We start from the raw sequence: 19207 nt of genomic DNA on the forward strand, positions 1-19207 counted from the left end.
TTCTTAGTCGAAAAAATGAATACAGTTTGTGAATGCCGTACGGAAATCCCTCACCATATCAGATGAGAGTTGTCGTTAATATATTAATATATCAGAAAAGCACTGTCAAGAATGCGCCAAAAACTTTGGAGAAGGCTCTAAGCCGGGCTGTCGGGGTTTGTCAAAAATGACGAAGTCCATCCTGCCAAAAAGGGGCCGTTGTAAAATAGCTCTCTGAAAAAATATGCACAAAACCCGGAACCTTTTCAGGGCCAAAATGGCTCAAAAAGGGTTCCGGGTCTCTGTTTTTGCACTATTTCTTTGTGCTAGTTGCTATCGCATTTTTATTTTGCAACAGCCCCAAACATAAGAATATATTTTCCGCTGAAGATTGCCAGAGTGCAACGACAACGACCGCCGCCAGTGGCGGAAACAGGGAGGAGTTGTTGGGGCAGCGGCCAGCAAGACGCAAGTGCCACCCAAGGCACGAAGCGGATGCTGGGTGCCGCAACCCGATAGCTGAGGCCATTTCCAATCGTCCCGCGCCAAAGGCTTTTATTTTACTACCCTTGCAAACTCTGCGGCAAGGGCGGCGTTCACCGAGCGGACGGCGTTAGCGTCCGGCTTGATGGCGGTGCGGTCGTAGGTGAACAGCCCGTTCACCTCGTCCTCCACGTCGGTCAGCTGGGTGTATACCAGCGCCGAAAGCCCCTTTTGCAGCTGCGGCAGCACCGTGCCCAGCTGCATTTTTTTGTACCGGGCGGTCAGCTCCTCCCGGCTTTTGGCTGTGCCGTAGCCGTAGGTCCTGCGGGGCGGCTCGTGCCCGGGCATAGGCCACGCAATGCCGCCGTACTCGCTCAGCGCCACGGTGCGTGTCTGCGGGCGCACCCGCAAAGGGTAGAAGTAGTTGTGCAGGGAGTATACATCCCCGCCGCCCTGATCGTACCAGCCGCTGGCTTCGTCTACAAGGCGGGTGTCGTCCAGCGTACGGATTGCCTGCACTGCCCCGGCGGCATCGTACTGTCCCCAGCCCTCATTGAAGGGCACCCAGCAGCCCACGCAGGGGTGGCAGCGCAGCGCCTGCACCGTATCTGCCAGCTCCCGGCGGTATTCTTCCCGGCTGCTTTCGCTGCCCCGGCTCAGTAGTCCCCACAGCGCCGCCTTGTCCGGCAGGCGGCGCATAAGCGGCTGCAAAACATTGGTCAGGTAGGTGACGAACCACAGGTTATACTTGCTGCCGCCGTTGACCATATCCTGCCATACCACAAGACCCAGCTTGTCGCAGTGGTAGTACCAGCGCTGCGGCTCAAGCTTTGCGTGCTTGCGCAGCAGGTTGTAGCCCAGCGCCTTTACCTCGCTCAGCTCCCGCTCCACCGCCGCATCCGAAGGCGGGGTGTACAGCCCCTCCGGCCAGTAGCCCTGATCCAGCAGGCCGTTGAGCAGGATGGGCTTATCGTTCAGGCAAAAGCGCAGCACGCCCCTTGCGTCCGGTGCGCAGCTCCACTTGCGCAGGGCAAAGTAGCTGTGCACAGTGTCGAACTGCTCTTCCTCTCCCTGCGTGGTGCCCACGGTCAAATCGTACAAAAAGGGTGTGTCCGGGCTCCATGGGAAGAAATACTCGTCCGCAATATGCAGCGTCACCGTGCCGTCTTGGTCGGCCTCGTCGCTGCCCCAGTCCTCGGCAATGGTCACACCCCCGGCGCGCACCACCGCCCACAGGTTCACCGCGCCGCCGGGCGCAGAGGTATGGGCTTTCACGGTCACGGTGCGGGCATCGTAGTCCGGCGTAACGGTGAGAGACTGGATGTAATTTTCCGGCACACGCTCCAGCCAGACCGTCTGCCAGATGCCGCTCTGCGCAGGGTAGAACATCCCGCCGGGCTGCAAGGTCTGCTTGCCCCGCGCCTGTGTGCCGTGGCCGGTGGGGTCCTGCACCGCCACCCACAGGCTGTTGCGGCCTGTGCCGTTGAGCTGCGCGGTGATATCCAGCGTAAAGGGCCAGTAGCCGCCCCGGTGACCGCCCACCAGATGGCCGTTCACCTGCACGGCACAGGCGTAGTCCACTGCACCGAAATGCAGCAGCACCCGTCCGCCCGTCCCGGCGGGCGGCGCAAAGTACCGGTGATAGTGCAGCCACTGCCCAGGCTGCAATATGCGCCCCACCCCGGAGGCGCGGCACTCCGGCGCGTAGGGCACTAAGATCTCACCGTCCCAGCCCGCCGGGCGCTGTGCCGAAGCGGTGATGGCGTACTGCCACGGGCCGTTCAGGTTCTCGTAGCTGTCCCGGCGCATGGCCGGGCGGGGATATTCCGTCAGAGGGTGCATACACTCACCAGCCTTTTCTACTCGTTTGCTCCATTCTAGCACAGCCCGGGGCGTTTGTATACCGGGGAGCGGACGATTTTGAATGGCCGCCGCGGTGTGAAGCATCCTCGCCCTCTCAGGCGCTACGCGCCAGCTCTCCCAAAGGGAGAGCCTTTGGCAGTCCTCGCAAACTTCATCTCTTTGCCAAGGTCTCTCCCTTTGGGAGAGGTGGCATCGCATAGCGATGACGGAGAGGGCGAGCACGCTAAAAAAAACATTTTCACGGGAGATAAAAAGAGCCGCCACACGGCGGCATAGCTGTGCGGCGGCTTTGTGAGAAGGTTGGAAATTGCTTAGTTTTCGGCCAGATTACCGGTATAAAGCTGGTAATACTTGCCCTTTTTGGCGATCAATTCATCGTGGCTGCCGCGCTCGATGATGCGGCCCTGCTCCAGCACCACGATGCAGTCTGCATTGCGGACGGTGGACAGGCGGTGCGCGATGACAAAGCTGGTGCGGCCGTACATCAGGCCGTCCATACCGCGCTGCACCAGCGCTTCGGTGCGGGTATCAATGGAGGAGGTCGCCTCGTCCAAAATCAGCACCGGCGGGTCTGCCACGGCTGCGCGGGCAATGGCAAGCAGCTGGCGCTGTCCCTGTGAGAGGTTGGCGCCATCGCCGGTCAGCATGGTGTTATAGCCCTCCGGCAGACGCTTGATAAAGCCGTCGGCGTTGGCAAGACGGGCGGCGGCGATGCACTCCTCATCGGTGGCCTCCAGCCGTCCGTAGCGGATGTTCTCCATCACCGTGCCGGTAAACAGGTGGGTGTCCTGCAGCACGATGCCCAGTGAGCGGCGCAGGTCGGCTTTTTTGATCTTATGGATGTTGATGCCGTCATAGCGGATCTTGCCCTCCTGAATATCGTAGAAACGGTTGATCAGGTTGGTGATGGTAGTCTTGCCCGCACCGGTAGAGCCGACAAAGGCGATCTTCTGCCCCGGACGGCCGTACAGGTTGATGTCGTGCAGCACCGTCTTTTCCGGCACATAGCCAAAGTCCACGTCCGTAAAGGTGATATCGCCCGCCAGCTTGTGGTAGGTGGTAGTGCCATCGTGGTGGGGGTGCTTCCACGCCCAGATGCCGGTGCGCTCGTTCGTCTCCACCAGCTGGTCGTTGCGGTCGTACTTGGCGTTCACCAGCGTCACATAGCCCTCGTCGGTCTCGCTGGGCTCGTCCATCATCTTGAAGATGCGCTCGGCACCGGCCAGTGCCATGATGACGCTGTTGGCCTGCATGGACACCTGACTGATGGGCATATTGAAGCCCTTGTTCAGGCTGAGGAAAGCCACCACGGTGCCAAGGGTCATGCCGCTAACGCCGCCCACAGCCATGGCTGCACCAGTCAGTGCGCAGATGGCATAGCTGATGTTGCCCAGCTGGGCGTTGACCGGCATCATAATGTTGGAGAAGGCGTTGGCCTGCTTGGCGCTTTCCTTCAGCTGGTCGTTCAACTCACGGAAGCCGGCAAGGGTCTGCTGCTCGTGGGTGAACACCTTGACCACCTTCTGGCCTTCCATCATCTCCTCGATGTAGCCGTTCACCTTGCCCAGATCCCGCTGCTGCTGGATGAAGTACTTGGAAGAGCTTTTTGCGATCTGCTTGGAGCAGAACAGCATCAGCGCCACCATGAGCATGGTAACGATGGTCAGCTGCCAGCTGAGCATACACATACTGAAGAACACCGACACGATGGTGATGACGCTGGACACCAGCTGCGGGATGCTCTGGCTGAGCATCTGGCGCAGGGTATCCACATCGTTGGTGTACACGGACATGATATCGCCGTGGGGATGGGTGTCAAAATACCGGATGGGCAGGCTTTCCATGTGGGTGAACAGCTTGGTGCGCAGATTGCGCAGCGTGCCCTGCGTTACGTTGACCATGATGCGGGCGTTGGCCCATGCGGCCAGAATGCCCACAAGGTAGATGCAGCACATCCGCACCAGTGCACCGGCCAGCGGTGCAAAGCTGGGGTCCTGCTGGCGGGTCATGGGCACGATGTAATCGTCCATCAAAGTCTGCAAGAACAGGCTGGCCTGCACATTGGCCAGCGCGCTGACCACAATGCAGATCAGCACAAGGATGCAGTGGGGCAGATAGTTGCGGAACACCTCATCCATAATGCGCTTCAGCAGCTTGCCCGGGTTTTCCACCTTGGGGCGCGGCCCCCGTGCGCCCCGCGGGCCGGGGCCATGTACTTCTTTTACTGCCATTACTGCGCACCTCCCTGCTTGTCAAAATCGCCGCCGCCCTGCGTCTGGCTGTTGTAGACCTCCTGATAGATGGCGTTGGTCGCCAGCAGCTCCGCATGGGTGCCCAGACCGTTGATCTGGCCGTTATCCAGCACCAGAATGCGGTCTGCATCCTGCACCGAGGAGATACGCTGTGCAATGATGATTTTGGTCGTGCCGGGGATCTCTTCCCGGAAGGCCTTGCGGATCTTGGCATCGGTCGCGGTGTCCACGGCGCTGGTGGAGTCATCAAGGATCAGCACTTTGGGCTTGCGCAGCAGGGCGCGGGCGATGGTCAGGCGCTGCTTCTGGCCGCCGGACACGTTGGAGCCGCCCTGCTCGATCCATGTATTGTACTTATCCGGGAAGCGCTGGATGAATTCATCCGCGCAGGCCAGCTTTGCCATGCGGATGCACTCTTCCTCGGTGGCGTTGGCATCGCCCCAGCGGAGGTTGTCCAGAATGGTGCCGCTGAACAGCACGTTCTTCTGCAGCACCATGGAGACCTCGCGGCGCAGCACGTCAAGGTTATAATCCCGCACGTCCACGCCGCCCACCCGCACGGTGCCGCTCTCGGCATCGTACAGACGGGGGATCAGCTGCACCAGACTGGATTTTGCACTGCCGGTGCCGCCGATGATGCCCAGCGTCTCGCCGGGTTGGATGGTAAAGCTGATATCGTTCAGCACCGGCTGGCCGCTGCCGTGCTTATACTTGAAGGTAACATGGTCAAACTGGATGCTGCCGTCTGCTACCTGCTGCACCGGCTGCTTTGCCGGGGGCAGGTCGGTGTGCTCGTCCAGCACCTCCACGATACGCTTGGCAGAGGCGGCGGACATGGCGATCATGACAAAGGCCATGCTCAGCATCATCAGTGCCATGAGGATGTTCATGATATAGCCGAACAGGGCATTCAGCTGGCCGGTGGTAATGGCACCGTGCAGCACATACTTTGCGCCGAACCAGCTCAGCGCGATGTTGCAGCCGTACACTGCCACCAGCATGGCGGGGTTATTGAAGCTCAGGCGGCTTTCCGCGTTGACGAACTGCTTATACAGGCTCTCGCAGGCGGCAGTGTATTTTTCGTTTTCAAAGCCCTCGCGCACAAAGCTCTTGACCACGCGGATGGCAGAAACGTTCTCCTGCACCGAGGCGTTGAGGTTATCATAGTTCTTGAACACCCGGTCAAAGATGTGGAAGGTGGGGATCATAATGGCAGCCAGCACCGCCACCAGAAAAACCACCGCCACCACGAACACCAGCGACAGCGGGCCGCCGATGACCACGGCCATGAACATGGCAAACACCAGATGCACCGGAGCGCGCACGCACATCCGCAAAATCATCTGGAAGGCGTTCTGCACGTTGGTCACGTCGGTGGTCATGCGGGTGACAAGACCTGCCGTGGAGAATTTGTCGATGTTGGAAAAAGAATAATGCTGGATATTTTCATACATGGCATCGCGCAGATTTCCGGCAAAGCCGGTGGATGCCTCGGCGGCGTATTTGCCCGCCAGCACGCCCAGCACCAGCGCAATGGCTGCCACCAGAAAGGTAAGCAGGCCATAGCGGATGATGGCGTTCATATCGCCCTTTTCAATGCCCTGGTCGATGATAAAGGCCATGATGGTGGGCAGCAGCACATCCATAATGGCTTCCAGAGCCGCAAAGAGCGGTGTCTTGATCGAGGCGGCTTTATACTCGCCCAGATGCGACACAAGCTTTTTGATCATCTGAGTTCCCTCCTGTTTGAATTTATTTGTTTGTTACAAAACAATTTTATACAAAACAATTTAAATGTCAAGACGTTTCGTAAAATGTTCATAATTACTAATCTAACAAGCCTTTTTTCGGCGCTTTGACGGAAAAGGTCGTTATTTTAACGCCTCCCGCAGCTTGTTCAGCAGCCGCAGCAGCTCTGCGTTCTCCTCCTCGGTCAGCAGTCCGGCCACATAATCGTCGGTCTGGTGGAAGGAAAGCAGGGTCTTTTCGTGCCGTTGGATGCCCTCCTCGGTCAAAACCAGCTGCTTGAGCCGGGCATCCTGCGGCACGTTCAGCCGCTGGATGTAGCCCTTGCGCTCCATCAGCTGCAAAATGTTGGTCACGGTGGAGCGGGTGATGGAAAACTCCCGCTCGATGTCCCGCTGGAACACCGGCTCGTCCCGGTGGCGGTAGAGATACTCGATGATCCACCCGTGCATGGGGGTGGTCTGCTCTACCCCGTTGGCGCGGGAAAACTGGTTCAGCCTGCGGAAGATCAGGTTATCCACCCGGCGCAGCTGGGCGGGAATGACCTGCGGCCCATCCCACGGCGGGTCCAGCTTGCAGTGCTCTTCAATAGGGTGCTGTGTACACATAATGTTTTTCCTCTGTTCAAGTTGTTCGATGTGAAACTGTTTGATACAGTACATATTTTAACCGTGCCCGCACCGATTGTCAAGAGGACAGCGCAAGGTTTTGGGGCAGGCAGGCTGCACCGAAACAAAAGACCGCCGACGGTTTCCCTTCGGCGGTCTTTCGTATGATAGGAGGATCAAAAATGATCTTTGCTAAGTCTTAGTTCAGGATGGTCAGCTCGGTCTCGATGTCGAACAGGTGGATCTTGTGGGGATCGAAAGCGACGCGGACGGTGTCTCCGTTGCGAGCCTTGGAGGTGGGAGCAACGCGGGCGGTCATCTTGTTGCCCTTGTACTCCAGATACAGGTAGATCTCAGCGCCCATCATTTCGGAAACATCGACCTGAGCATCCAGCTGGCAGTCGGTGTGCTTTGCCATAAACTCGGGCTCGTCGTCGATATCCTCGGGACGGACGCCCATCTTGATCTTCTTGCCAACGTAGGAATCCAGCTTGCCGTCGGCGGTCTTTTCCTTGGGCAGGGGGATCACGTCGCCGCCCAGATCAACACCGTACAGATCGCCCTTCTTGATCAGGGTGCCGTCCAGGAAGTTCATCTGGGGGCTGCCGATGAAGCCTGCAACGAACATATTGCAGGGCATATCGTACAGGTTCTGCGGGGTATCGACCTGCTGGATGATGCCGTCCTTCATGACAACGATACGGTCGCCCATGGTCATAGCCTCGGTCTGGTCGTGGGTAACGTAGATGAAGGTGGTAGCCAGCTTCTTGTGCAGCTTGATGATCTCGGTACGCATGGAGGTACGCAGCTTAGCATCCAGGTTGGACAGGGGCTCGTCCAGCAGGAAGACTGCCGGGTTACGAACCATTGCACGACCCAGAGCAACACGCTGACGCTGACCACCGGACAGAGCCTTGGGCTTGCGGTCCAGCAGGTGCTCGATCTCCAGGATCTTAGCAGCCTCGTGCACGCGCTTGTCGATCTCGTCCTTCGGGGTCTTGCGCAGTTCCAGACCGAAAGCGATGTTCTTGTAAACGGTCATGTGGGGGTACAGAGCGTAGCTCTGGAACACCATGGCGATATCACGATCCTTCGGGGGAACGTCGTTGATCAGACGGCCGCCGATGTACATCTCGCCCTTGGAGATCTCCTCCAGACCGGCGATCATACGCAGGGTGGTGGACTTGCCGCAGCCAGAAGGGCCGACGAAGATGATGAATTCCTTATCCTGGATCTCCAAGTTGAAGTCGGTAACAGACGGGGCAGTTGCGCCCGGATAGATCTTGTAGATGTGCTGGCAGCTAATGGAAGCCATAATCGTTATCCTCCGTAAATATTTGGTGTTTCACGCCCTTGACGGCGTGTTGTTTCGTTGGTACTATAATAACAGATAATTTTGTGATATAAAATAGCATTTTATTGATTAGAGGTGTCAGATATTGCTGTTTGACTGGAACACCATCGCCGCACCGGCTGCGCTGCTGGATGTGCAGCTTTCCGCGCCCCGCACCCTGACCGGCGAGGGGCTGTGGGTCTGCCTTGTTTCCAGCGGCAGATGCACGGCTTCCCTGCCCGGGGCGTCTGCCGCGCCCGCCGGCTCTGTGCTGGTGCTGCCGCCGCAGTCCGCTGCGGCGGGGCATCTGATCTTGAGCCGTGCCCCGCTCACCCTGACCCCGGAGGACAACTGCCACCTGTTGTGCGTCCAGCTGACCGGACAGGCCAGCACGCAGTTTTTAAACGGCCTGCGGGAGCTGCCCTACCTTGCCAAAGGCGAGACCTGCCCTGCCGCCGCTGAGCTGATGGGGCGGCTTGCCGAGGAAAAGCCCACCCACAGCCGTGCCCGCAGCCAGCTGGCCTTTGCCCTGCTGTGTGAGTTGGCGGATGCCGACAGCGCCGCGCCAGCCCTGCCGCCGCTGGTGCAGGCCGCCATTGAGGATATCCGCGCCAACTATGCCGGGCTGTACGGCGTGGAGGAGCTCAGCGAGCGGCTGGGCGTCTCCAAAAGCCATCTGGTGCGCACCTTTACCGCCGCCGTAGGCGTGCCGCCGGGCAAGTACCTGACCACCGTGCGCATCGAAGCCGCACAGCGGCTGCTGCTGCACCGGGAGTACACGCTGGACGTGGTGGCAAGCCTGTGCGGCTTTTCCGGGGCCAACTACCTGTGCCGGGTATTCAAAAAAGAAACCGGCCAGTCCCCTGCACAATGGCGGGCACTGACCGGTCGCGCCGCACAGGCCGGGCTTACACCCGAGGAGACCATGCGGGAACAGGAGATGTATATTTAAGCTTTTCCGCTCTCTTTTCTGCGCAGCAGAAACAGGGTCAGCAGCGCGGTGAGCAGTTCCGAAGCCGGGAATGCCGCCCATACGCCCGGCATCCCAAACACCGCGCTGAGCACCAGCGAACAGGCCACGATGGCCACCATGCCCCGGCAGATGGAGGTGATGGAAGCCTCCGCCGGGCGGTTCATGGCGCTCAGATAGCCCGCCGCCATGATGTTGAAGCCCGCAAAGAAGTAGCCCACAAAGTACATCCGCATCCCGGTGTGGGCGTACTGCGCCATCTGCGCCGAGTTCTCGCTGTTGAACCAGCTTACAAAGGTATCGGTCAGGCCGAACACCGCAGCGTACAGCACCGCCGCCAGCACCAGCACAGTGCCGCTGCCCAGCAGCAGCAGCTTCCGCGCCCCGGCGTGGTCGTTCTGACCGTAGCAGCGGCTCACCAGCGGCTGTGCGCCCTGCGCCACGCCGTTGAAGATGGCGGTAGCCACCAGCGCAAAGTTTGCCACCACGCCGTAGGCTGCTACGCCCACGTTACCCGCCAGCCCCAGCAGCAGAAAGTTGAACACCGTGGTGGTCACGCCGGAGGAAAGCTCGCCCACAAAGCCGGAGATGCCCAGCTGACAGCTCTGCCCCAGCAGCCTTGCCGAGGGCAGCTGCCGCACGAATTGCAGGGTGTTCTCCTTTTTAAAGAAGTGACGACTGCAAATGGTGATGCTGATGATAGGCGACACCGCCGTTGCCAGCGCCGCACCGGCCAGCCCCAGCCCTAGGGGGAACATGAAGATATAGTCGAACACCACGTTGAACAGACTGCCGCTCAACGTCGCCACCATGGCAAGGGAGGGGTCGCCGTCGTTGCGGACAAAGGCCGACACGATGTAGTTGCACATAAAAAACGGGGTGAACAGCAGAAAAATGCGGGCGTAGGGGATGCCCAGTGCCACGATGCCCGCATCGCCGCCCATAAGCCGCAGCAGCGTCCCGGGCGCAAAGACACCCGCCAGCATCCACGGGATGGACGCCAGTACAGCGCACAGGATGGCGTTGGAAAAATACCGCTGTCCCCGGGCATCGTTCTGTGCCTTGGCAATGGCGTAGCGGGTCGCCGAGCCCAGCGCGATCATGGAGCCAATGGCAAAAATAAAGTTGTAGATGGGCAGGCAGAGGTTGAGCAGGGTAACGCCGTCTGTGCCGGCAGCCTGCGCAATAAAATAGGTATCGGCCAGAATATAGCACGAAGTGCCCAGCAGGCCGAAAATATTCTGCGAGACATATTTAAAGAACTGTTTTGTCAGATCCATACACTTTTTCCTTTTCCTGTTGTTGCATACGTCTGGAAATTGTAGCATATCTGCCGCTGCAAGTCAACCGCAAAACCCGCCCATTACCGTATAAAAGAAGCAGTTGCGCACAGCGCCCTGCGGGTGTATACTGTACACTGCCGCACCTTGCGGCACACCTGTATGCAGAAAGGAAGAAGCCCTATGTCCGACAGGATCTTATTTTCCATCGGCGAAGCGCTGATCGATATGATCCCCTCCCGGGTGGGGTGCAGCTTTGACGAAGTACCCGCCTTCAGCCCCCGGGTGGGCGGCGCTCCGGCCAATGTCTGTGCCGCCGCTGCCCGGCTGGGCGGGCGCAGTGCGCTGCTGAGCCAGCTGGGCGACGACCCCTTTGGCCACAAGATTGCCCGGGCGCTGGCTGGATGCGGCGTGGAGCTTTCCCATCTGGAATTTACCAGCAAAGCCAGCACCGCGCTGGCCTTCGTCAGCTTAGCAGAAAACGGCGAGCGCACCTTCAGCTTCTGCCGCAAGCCCTCCGCAGACCTGCTGTACGCCCCGGAGCAGATCGATCCGGGCTGGTTCTCGCAGGCCTTTGCCCTGCATTTTTGCAGCGTCTCGCTGGTGGACAGTCCCATGCGCTACGCCCATCTGGCTGCCATTACTGCCGCGCGGGAGGCGGGAGCCATCCTCAGCTTTGACCCCAATCTCCGCTTCCCTCTCTGGCCGGACCGGGAGCAGCTGCGCCAGACCGTGTGGCAGTTTCTCCCCCTGACCCATATCCTGAAGCTTTCGGACGAGGAGCTGCCCTTCCTCACCGGCACGGAGGATATTGAAGCCGCGCTGCCCGCGCTCTTTACCGGAGATGTGCAGCTGGTACTGTACACCTGCGGCAGCAAGGGTGCCCGCGCCTATACCCGCACCGCCAGCGCCCATGCCCGCAGCCCCAAGGTGGCGGCGGTGGACACCGCTGGCGCGGGAGACGGCTTTATCGGCTCGTTTTTGTGGCAGCTGCAGCGGGACGGCGTGACCGCCGCCGAGCTGCCAAAGCTTTCCCGCAAGCGCCTGACCGAGTATCTGATTTTTTCCAACCGCTTCTGCGCTATCAGCGTGCAGCACCACGGCGCCATCGACAGCTACCCCACCTTGGAGCAGATGGAGCAGCCGGAGGCCGATTTTTCCCTGCCATAAAGGCAAATTTACAGCGCATTCTGTATTTTTTAATATTTATATGCTATATTGTATAAAAAATCCGCTCTTTCACCGCCCAAAAGGAGGAACCCATGCCCTTTGAGTTTGCTTTTCTGGACTGGCTGTACCAGTTCCGCAACCCGGTAATGAACGCAGTTTCCATCTTTTTTGATTACGCCGGTGCTCACGGCGAGATCTGGATCGCGTTCACCCTGCTGCTTCTGCTCTTCCGGCGCACCCGCAAAGCGGGCTTTGCCATGGCGGTGGCGCTGGTGCTGTACATGGCGGCGGGGCACTTCTTCCTCAAGCCGCTGTTCGCCCGCCCCCGCCCCTGTGATCTCAACACCTCCATCACCATGCTGGTGGCGCGTCCGCACGGGCACTCCTTCCCCTCCGGGCACACTGCCTCCGGGGTGGCGGCAGCCTACGCGCTCTGGCTGCAAAACCGGAAGCTGGGCGCACCCGCGCTGGTGCTGGCAGCCTTTATCGCCTTTACCCGGTTGTACCTCTATGTGCACTTCCCCACCGATATCCTCGGCGGCGCAGTGCTGGGCATCGTTTTGGGCGCTGCGGCTTCCGCAATCGCAAACTATGTGGCGAATCACAAAGAGAAACAACGAATCGTATAAAAATTCGTATGTCTTTTATTGCAACTGCCGTTTCCCTCTGCGACCCCTCCTGTGAAAATGCAAGCCCGGAAAGTCCGCAGACTTTCCGGGCTTGTTCTATTTTATAATAATTTTTCCGCTGAAAATATCCAGAGCACAAGCGGCGGATATTCCAAATCGTCCCACTTAAAATTATTCCTCCGCCGGGAGCTGCGCTTTCCGGTTCTGTGCCGGGTCCCAGCACACCAGTTCCAGCCGACTGCCCGCAGGCAGGGCGGTGTCCGGCTTTGCCGTCTGCCAGCAGCGCTTGAGCACCGCAGCGGCTCCGGCGTCCTCTGCGCCGGGCAGCTCGGTGCACAGCACCGTGCCCTGCCAGCCGTTCTCCGTGTACAGACTCAGCGCGCCCGCTTTGCCGTCCAGAATGGCGGTGATGTCCTGCTGCAGCTGCGCGTAGCCCTCGGCGGTGGCGGCGTACTCGCCATGCCACTTTTCAAAAAACACCGAGAACTCCCCGCACAGCTCAATGAGCAGATCCTCTGTGCCGGAGGGGCTTTGCACCACCAGCGCCAGATCCTGCTCTTCCATATAGTCAAAGTCCGGGTCGTCCCATGTGTGCACGGTGACCTGCTGTCGGCTGAGCAGCATCAGCAGTTCCCCCTGCTTTTCAGCAGTATCAAAATCGCCCTGCGGGCTGTTCCAGTCTGTGTTCATCGGTGTTCCTCCGTTTATCCGTTGTTCGGGCAGAATTTCAAGCTGTCTGCTCGCTGTCGTCTGCGGGCTTTGCCGCTGCGGCGCGGGCCTTCTGTTCCTTTTTAGCACAGTAGAGCGCGCGGTCGGCACGGTCCTTCACTGCGACCACGTCCTCCCCGGAAAAGACGGCAGAGCCAAGGGAGACCGTTGGCAAAATGGCAAGCGTCTTGCGCCGTTCTGCCAGCAGAGCTTGCAGCGTTGCTGCGCAGCAGGCTTCGCTTGCTTCGTCCTTCAGCAGCACGCAGAATTCATCGCCGCCAATGCGGTAGCAGTAGCCGCAGCGGGCATAGGCTTTTTTGATGCAGTCTGCGATCTCGGCAAGGCAGACGTCCCCCTGTAAATGGCCGTAGCGGTCGTTGATCTGCTTGAAGTCATCCACATCGAACACCACCAGCACCCCGCCGCTGCGGCGCATCTCGGCGGTGCGGTTCAGGTAGCTGTTCTGGTTCAAAAGTCCGGTCAGCGCGTCCAGCTGGTTCCACATCTCGCTGCAATAGATATAATACAGCACCGACAGCAACGTGACGCACAGCCATGTGACGTGCAGCGCCGGCAGCGCGATCTGGATCACAGTCTCCGCGCCCAGAAAAAGGATCAGCGGGTAGATCAGCGTGCGGCTGCGGTTCTGAAAGACCGCCGCCGTACGCACCGTAGCCACCATAAGGTACAGCATGGAGACGTAATACATAACGACATAAATATAGAAGTACTCACCCCGGGCGTAGAGGTTCTCCCTGCTCACCGAGAACACCGGCCCATAGGGCAGCGTTGCCGCCAGAAAAAGCAGATACACACCCTCGCAGCAGACCGCTGCCTTGAACCCGCGCCGGATGACGGATTTTTTGTCCAGCACATATACAAGGCACAGCGCCACCGCCGGTGTCAGCCCGAAGCCCAGATAGTTGGACAAAATATTCAGCCAGCGGTAGCCCGGCGGTGTGCCGTCTACCACAATGGTGATGACCTCCAGCACCGAGATCGCCGCGATCAGCGCAAAGGCCAGAAAGAACCCGCGCTTCTGCTTTTTATTCAAAGATTCGCTCAGCTTTGTAAGAAGGCACATAAAGCCAAGCACAAAAAGATCAATGGTCGTTAAAATAAAGAAATAGCCATCCATTACAAATTATCTCGCTCTGTGAACTGACACCCCTGTCCGGGTACATACAATATTAGTATATCACTCCGCAAAACTTTTCTCAACCGGGAACCGCTTATTTTCATTCAACTAGCAATTCAACTTTTTAATGCAACAGCGTTGCATTGCATATCGCAAATATGCTGTTTGAATGTCACACCATTTTTTTGACTCGCGATAAAAAAGCTTCAACGTCTCCCGGACGGCTTTTTGCCGTGGATATCCAGTTTGGACAATGCGCATACCGTCTCGATATGCTCCGTATGCGGGAACATATCCACCGGGGTAAAGCCCTCGGCCTTATAGCCCAGCTTTGTCAGAGTGACAAGGTCGCGGGCAAGGGTGACGGGGTTGCAGCTGACATAAACCACACGCTTGGGTGCCATACGCGCCACGCTGGCAAGGAATTCCGGAGTAGAGCCCTCGCGCGGGGGGTCCATAAAGATCACGTCTGCCTTCTCCCCTGCTGCGGCGGCTTCACTGATCCAGCGGGTGGCGTCGGCAGCAAAGAAGCGGGCGTTCTTTACGCCGTTGTGCTTTGCGTTGCCAATGGCATCCTGCACAGCGTCCCGGTTCAGTTCCACGCCCACCACCTGCTTTGCATGGTCGGCGGCGGTCAGTCCGATGGTGCCGATGCCGCAGTAGGCGTCCAGCACCACCTCTTTGCCGGTCAGTTTTGCGGCTTCCACAGCAAGGCCGTACAATACGGCGGTCTGCGCCGGGTTCACCTGATAAAAGCTGCGCGGGCTGATGGCGTAGGTCTTGCCGCAAAGGGTGTCCAGAATGAACCCCTTGCCGTACAGCACCTTTTCCGCTTCGCCCAGCACCACGCTGGTCTTGCGGCTGTTCACGTTCTGCACCACGGTGGTCACGGTCACGCCGCGCTGCGCTGCTTCGGCCAGCAGCGCCTTGACAAAGTTCTTTGCGCCCGGCAGCACCGGCTGCGCCGTCACCAGCACCACCATCACCTGCCCGGTGGCTACGCCCCGCCGCAGCAGGCAGTGGCGCACAAGTCCGGTGCCCTTGTCCTCATCGTAGGGCTGGTAGCGGCAGACGTTAGCGGCAGCCCGCACCGCCTGCATGGTCTTGTCCAGCACTTCGTCCTGCAGCAGGCAGCTTTCCACCGGCAGCACCTTATGGCTGTTTGCCGCGTAGATGCCGGAGGTCAGCTTTCCACCCCAGCCGGGGGCAAAGGTGGAGATCACCTTATTGCGGTAGTGGTAGGGCTGCTCCATGCCCCGGATGGGGTGCACCGGGCCGTATTTGCCCAAAAGAGCCCGCACTTTTTCTTCCTTCTGTTTCAGCTGCGCGGCATAGTCCAGCCCCAGCAGGGGGCAGCCGCCGCAGTTTTTGGCACGCAGTTTGCAATCCATGGCAGTTTCTTCCTTTATATAATAGATACTCTCCTTTCAGGATATCACAGGGCAGGGTGGATTGCAACTGCAAGGCGGGGCGATTTTTACAGTTTTCATTTTTACTGCCGGGTCTTTACTTTCCCGCGCTGATTTGCCATAATAGGGACAGAAAACGACCGTTTACGGGAGGGTTACAAGATGAAGATCATGGTTTTTGATGTAGGCGGAACCGAGATCAAATACTCGGTCATGGATGAGCAGATGCACCGCACGGACAGCGGCGCGGTGCCCACGCCGCAGGATACGCAGGCGCAGTTTCTGGATGCAGTCTACCGGCTGTATGCGCCCCATAAGGACGAGGTGAGCGGCATTGCCATGGCGTTGCCGGGCTTTGTGGATAACCGCACCGGCTATGTGTCCAACGGCGGGGCGCTGCTGTACAATACCGCCACCCCGGTGGGGCAGCTGCTGGCAGAAAAATGCGGCTGCCCTGTTATCCTGGAAAACGACGGCAAGGCCGCCGCCATGGCAGAGCTGGCAAACGGCGCGCTGAAGGACTGCTGCAACGCGGCGGTGTTCATCATCGGCACCGGCGTGGGCGGCGGCATCATTGCCAACGGGCAGCTGGTGCGCGGGGTGCACTTTACCGCCGGGGAGTACAGCTTTGTCAACACCAACGCCGAAGCGTGGGACGCCCCGGACCAGAACATGGCCTGCCAGTGCAGCACCAGCAATCTGCTTAAATGGTACCGCGCCCGCAAGGCGCTGCCGGAGGACGCCCCGCTGGACGGACGCAGCTTTTTTGCTGCCGCCAACGCCGGGGAGCCGGAAGCGCTGGAGGTGCTGCAACGGTTCTGTCATGCGGTGGCGGTGCAGATCTACAACCTGACCGTTCTGCTGGATGTGGAAAAGGTGGCCATCGGCGGCGGCATCAGCAAGCAGCCCCTGCTGCTGGAAAGCCTGCGCAGCGCCTACAATGGACTGTACGCCTCCCGGGCGGGACAAGCTTACATGGAGGGCTTGCCCCGCTGCCAGATCGTGCCCTGCGCCTTTTCCAGTGAGGCCAATCAGGTAGGCGTCGCCGCCGCATATTTTGAAGCTATGCAGAAAAAACGTTGATTTTCAGCCGGTTTCATGGTACTATATCTGCCGTGCGCTCTGCACACAAAACACGAAACAAGGAGATCTTGAACCATGAACACTCTGCATAAATTTGCTGCCCTGGCCCTCAGTGCTGTGCTGTCCGTCTGCCTGCTGGCAGGCTGCGGCGCTTCTGCGTCCTCTACCGCTTCCAGCGCAGCTTCCTCCGTGGCTTCTTCTGTGGCCGCTTCTGAGGTTGCTTCTTCCGCTGCCGCCGAGACACAGGCCACGGTGGAGTTCACCGTTACCGCTGCGGACGGCAGCGTATCCAGCGTTCTGCTGAACGTGACCGACGGCGAAAAGCTGAGCACCGCACTGGCCAAGGCCGGTATCATCAGTCAGGAAGAAGCCGATGCCGGCTTTGTGACCACCGTGAACGGCGAGACCGCCGACTATAATAAAGATCAGGCTTGGTGGTGCCTGACCGATGCTGCCGGTGAGATGACCACGGTGGGCGTGGCAGACATCGAACTCCACGACGGTGACAGCTATGCCTTTACCTACACCAAGGGCTAAAAAGCCGGTGGCGCTGCACACTCGGGTGTTGCGGCTGGTGCTCAGCGGCCTGATGGGTGCGCTGCTGGTGGTGAGCAAGCAAGCCATGAGCGGTCTGCCCAATCTGGAGCCGGTAAGCCTGCTCATCATCCTGTTTGCGCTGGAACTGCCCCGGGAGACGCCCGGCGCTATCACGGTATTTATCCTGCTGCAGGGCGTGCTGTACGGCTTTGGCCTGTGGTGGGTGATGTACCTGTATGTGTGGTATCTGCTGGCGCTGCTGGCATGGCTGCTGCGCCGCATGGACTACGCCTTTTTCTGGGCGGTGCTCAGCGGGCTGTACGGCCTGTGCTTCGGCGGGCTGTGCGCGGCGGTGTATCTGTTTGCCAAAACGCCCGCCTTTGCCCTGAGCTGGTGGCTCAGCGGCCTGAGCTACGATGCGCTGCACGGCGTTGGCAACTTTGTGCTGATGCTGCTGCTCTACCGCCCGCTGCGCCGTGCGCTGCAAATGGCAAAAAAGCAGCTGCGGATCTAATATTTTCTTTATAAAAATGCAGAGCCGGACAGCCCGCGGGCTGTCCGGCTCTGCTTGTATTCAAAAATATTTTTTCTGCATCGTTACACATTCAGGCGGGCAAACGCCTGCCGGACATCACCGGAGAAATACAGCGTACCCAGTGCGCATACCGGGCCTTCGCCGCCCAGTTCTTCCGCACGCGCCACACCGGCTTCGATGCTGTCCGCAGCCTCGGCGGTGCAGCCGTAGGCGCGGATATGCTCCGCCAGCGTCTGCGCCGGCATGGCGCGGGGGTTGTGCGCCGTCACGGTCACGAACCGCTCAGCCAGCGGTGCCAACAGCGCCAACATCTCGTCCACGTCTTTATCTGCCATGATGCTGACCAGAAAGACGAATTTCTGCCCGGGGAAGCGGTCTTTCAGGCTCTGCACCGTGGCGCGCATCCCGTGGGCGTTGTGGCTGCCGTCCAGCACAAAGGTCGGGCTGTGGCGCAGCAGCTCAAAGCGCCCGGGCCAGCTCACCTGCTCCAACCCGGTGCGGATGGCGCTTTCCGGGATGTTCCAGCCGTGCTGCCGCAGCACCCGCAGGGCGGTAATAGCCAGCGCGGCGTTGCGGGGCTGATAGCTGCCGATAAGCGGCAGGCGCACCCCGTCCAGCCCGTCAAAGCTGAAGGTGACTGCGTCCAGATCCCCGCCGGTGATCTGCAGCTTGGCAAAATCCACCTCGGTAAGGGGCGCATTCTGCTGCGCCGCCACCCGGCGCAGCACGGCGTCTGCTTCCGGTGCGCCGCCGTAGCTCACCACCGGGCAGCCCGGCTTGATGATGCCGGCCTTGGCAGCGGCGATATCCGCCAGCGTAGGGCCAAGCTCCTTGACGTGATCCATGCCCAGTGCGGTGATCACCGCGCAGGCGGGCGTTTCGATGACATTGGTAGAATCCAGCGTGCCGCCAAGTCCCACCTCCAGCACTACGATATCGCACTGCTGCTGCGCAAAATAGAGCATTCCCAGTGCGGTGATGATCTCGAACTCGGTGGGCACGTCCTCCATGGCATCGGCGGCAGGCTTTACCTGCTCCACCAGCTCCACCAGCGCCTCGTCCGGGATCTGCTGCCCGTTGATCTGGATGCGCTCGTTGAACCGGTTGATGAAGGGCGAGGTATACAGTCCCACCCGGTAACCGGCGGCTTGCAGGCAGGAAGCCAGCATTGCCGCCGTACTGCCCTTGCCGTTGGTGCCCGCCACATGGACGAATTGCAGCTTTTTGTGCGGGTCGCCCAGTGCAGCCAGCAGGGTGCGGGTGCGGGTAAGCCCGGGCTTATGCCCCGCCCACTGCACCGCGTGGATGTATTCCATTGCCTGTTCGTAGTTCATAGATACTGCCTCGATTCAAGATCACGATTTGGAATGCGCTCCGCTTCGCTCTGCGCATAAATAGCGGAATCACTATTTATATTTCGCGTTTGGAGCGCTCTGCGGAGCGCTCCAAACGCATTTTCACGGTAGGGGTTTGGGAACGAGCTC

General features: G+C 59.5%; 16 protein-coding genes. 6 read left to right on the top strand and 10 right to left on the bottom strand.

Annotated elements, in window-relative coordinates; genetic code table 11:
• Positions 1 to 534: 534 nt before the first annotated feature.
• From C4N24_RS09365 to C4N24_RS09385, 5 genes are all read right to left on the bottom strand, one after another.
• Positions 535 to 2304: a glycoside hydrolase family 2 protein gene (locus tag C4N24_RS09365; protein ID WP_112091186.1), complete on the bottom strand. Its 1770-nt coding sequence runs from the start codon at positions 2302 to 2304 to the stop codon at positions 535 to 537.
• A 332-nt stretch (positions 2305 to 2636) separates the two neighbouring features.
• Positions 2637 to 4556: an ABC transporter ATP-binding protein gene (locus C4N24_RS09370; protein ID WP_112091187.1), complete on the bottom strand. Its 1920-nt coding sequence runs from the start codon at positions 4554 to 4556 to the stop codon at positions 2637 to 2639.
• Positions 4556 to 6307 carry an ABC transporter ATP-binding protein gene (locus tag C4N24_RS09375; RefSeq protein WP_112091188.1) on the bottom strand — a complete coding sequence of 584 codons (1752 nt, stop codon included), beginning with the start codon at positions 6305 to 6307 and terminating at the stop codon, positions 4556 to 4558. Before C4N24_RS09375 ends, C4N24_RS09370 begins: the two co-directional genes overlap by 1 nt.
• A 141-nt stretch (positions 6308 to 6448) precedes the next feature.
• Positions 6449 to 6931: a MarR family winged helix-turn-helix transcriptional regulator gene (locus C4N24_RS09380; protein ID WP_112091189.1), complete on the bottom strand. Its 483-nt coding sequence runs from the start codon at positions 6929 to 6931 to the stop codon at positions 6449 to 6451.
• 199 nt (positions 6932 to 7130) lie between these two features.
• Positions 7131 to 8246, bottom strand: a complete 1116-nt coding sequence (locus C4N24_RS09385; protein WP_112091190.1) for an ABC transporter ATP-binding protein — start codon at positions 8244 to 8246, stop codon at positions 7131 to 7133.
• A gap of 124 nt (positions 8247 to 8370) precedes the next feature.
• On the opposite strand from C4N24_RS09385, the gene C4N24_RS09390 reads away from it, so the two are divergent.
• Positions 8371 to 9216, top strand: coding sequence for a helix-turn-helix domain-containing protein (locus C4N24_RS09390; RefSeq protein WP_112091191.1), 846 nt, complete (start codon positions 8371 to 8373; stop codon positions 9214 to 9216).
• Here C4N24_RS09390 and C4N24_RS09395 read toward each other — a convergent pair.
• A complete protein-coding gene (locus C4N24_RS09395; RefSeq protein WP_112091192.1) occupies positions 9213 to 10514 on the bottom strand; it encodes an MATE family efflux transporter in 1302 nt (433 codons plus the stop codon). The genes C4N24_RS09390 and C4N24_RS09395 overlap by 4 nt on opposite strands.
• A gap of 183 nt (positions 10515 to 10697) precedes the next feature.
• Between C4N24_RS09395 and C4N24_RS09400 the strand changes: the two genes are divergently transcribed.
• Together C4N24_RS09400 and C4N24_RS09405 are read left to right on the top strand one after the other, a co-directional pair.
• Entirely contained in the window at positions 10698 to 11684 is a 987-nt protein-coding gene (locus C4N24_RS09400) for a carbohydrate kinase family protein (protein ID WP_112091193.1), read from the top strand.
• 92 nt (positions 11685 to 11776) lie between these two features.
• Positions 11777 to 12313, top strand: coding sequence for a phosphatase PAP2 family protein (locus tag C4N24_RS09405; RefSeq protein ID WP_112091194.1), 537 nt, complete (start codon positions 11777 to 11779; stop codon positions 12311 to 12313).
• Positions 12314 to 12484: 171 nt separating this feature from the next.
• Here the strand turns inward: C4N24_RS09405 and C4N24_RS09410 are convergent, their stop codons facing one another.
• The 3 genes from C4N24_RS09410 to rlmD all read right to left on the bottom strand — a co-directional run bounded on the left by C4N24_RS09410 (position 12485) and on the right by rlmD (position 15550).
• Positions 12485 to 13003, bottom strand: a complete 519-nt coding sequence (locus C4N24_RS09410) for a hypothetical protein (protein ID WP_112091195.1) — start codon at positions 13001 to 13003, stop codon at positions 12485 to 12487.
• A gap of 37 nt (positions 13004 to 13040) precedes the next feature.
• Positions 13041 to 14159: a GGDEF domain-containing protein gene (locus tag C4N24_RS09415; RefSeq protein ID WP_112091196.1), complete on the bottom strand. Its 1119-nt coding sequence runs from the start codon at positions 14157 to 14159 to the stop codon at positions 13041 to 13043.
• A gap of 206 nt (positions 14160 to 14365) precedes the next feature.
• Positions 14366 to 15550, bottom strand: a complete 1185-nt coding sequence (gene rlmD / locus C4N24_RS09420; RefSeq protein WP_112091197.1) for a 23S rRNA (uracil(1939)-C(5))-methyltransferase RlmD — start codon at positions 15548 to 15550, stop codon at positions 14366 to 14368.
• Positions 15551 to 15730: 180 nt separating this feature from the next.
• Here rlmD and C4N24_RS09425 point away from each other — a divergent pair, with 180 nt between their 5' ends.
• From C4N24_RS09425 to C4N24_RS09435, 3 genes are all read left to right on the top strand, one after another.
• Positions 15731 to 16651 (top strand): ROK family protein, encoded by a 921-nt coding sequence (locus C4N24_RS09425; protein WP_112091198.1) that lies wholly within the window; start codon positions 15731 to 15733, stop codon positions 16649 to 16651.
• A 75-nt stretch (positions 16652 to 16726) separates the two neighbouring features.
• Positions 16727 to 17188, top strand: coding sequence for a DUF4430 domain-containing protein (locus C4N24_RS09430; RefSeq protein ID WP_112091199.1), 462 nt, complete (start codon positions 16727 to 16729; stop codon positions 17186 to 17188).
• Complete coding sequence (locus C4N24_RS09435) at positions 17163 to 17702, top strand: hypothetical protein (protein ID WP_242983230.1); 540 nt, start codon at positions 17163 to 17165, stop codon at positions 17700 to 17702. Before C4N24_RS09430 ends, C4N24_RS09435 begins: the two co-directional genes overlap by 26 nt.
• 83 nt (positions 17703 to 17785) lie before the next feature.
• On the opposite strand, the gene C4N24_RS09440 is transcribed toward C4N24_RS09435, so the two are convergent.
• On the bottom strand, positions 17786 to 19057 hold the full coding sequence (locus tag C4N24_RS09440; RefSeq protein ID WP_112091201.1) for a bifunctional folylpolyglutamate synthase/dihydrofolate synthase: 1272 nt from the start codon (positions 19055 to 19057) through the stop codon (positions 17786 to 17788).
• Between the last annotated feature and the right edge of the window lie 150 nt (positions 19058 to 19207).

Origin of the sequence: Faecalibacterium prausnitzii (genome assembly GCF_003287405.1) — a bacterium.
In the GTDB taxonomy this organism is placed as follows: Bacteria; Bacillota; Clostridia; order Oscillospirales; family Ruminococcaceae; genus Faecalibacterium; species Faecalibacterium intestinale.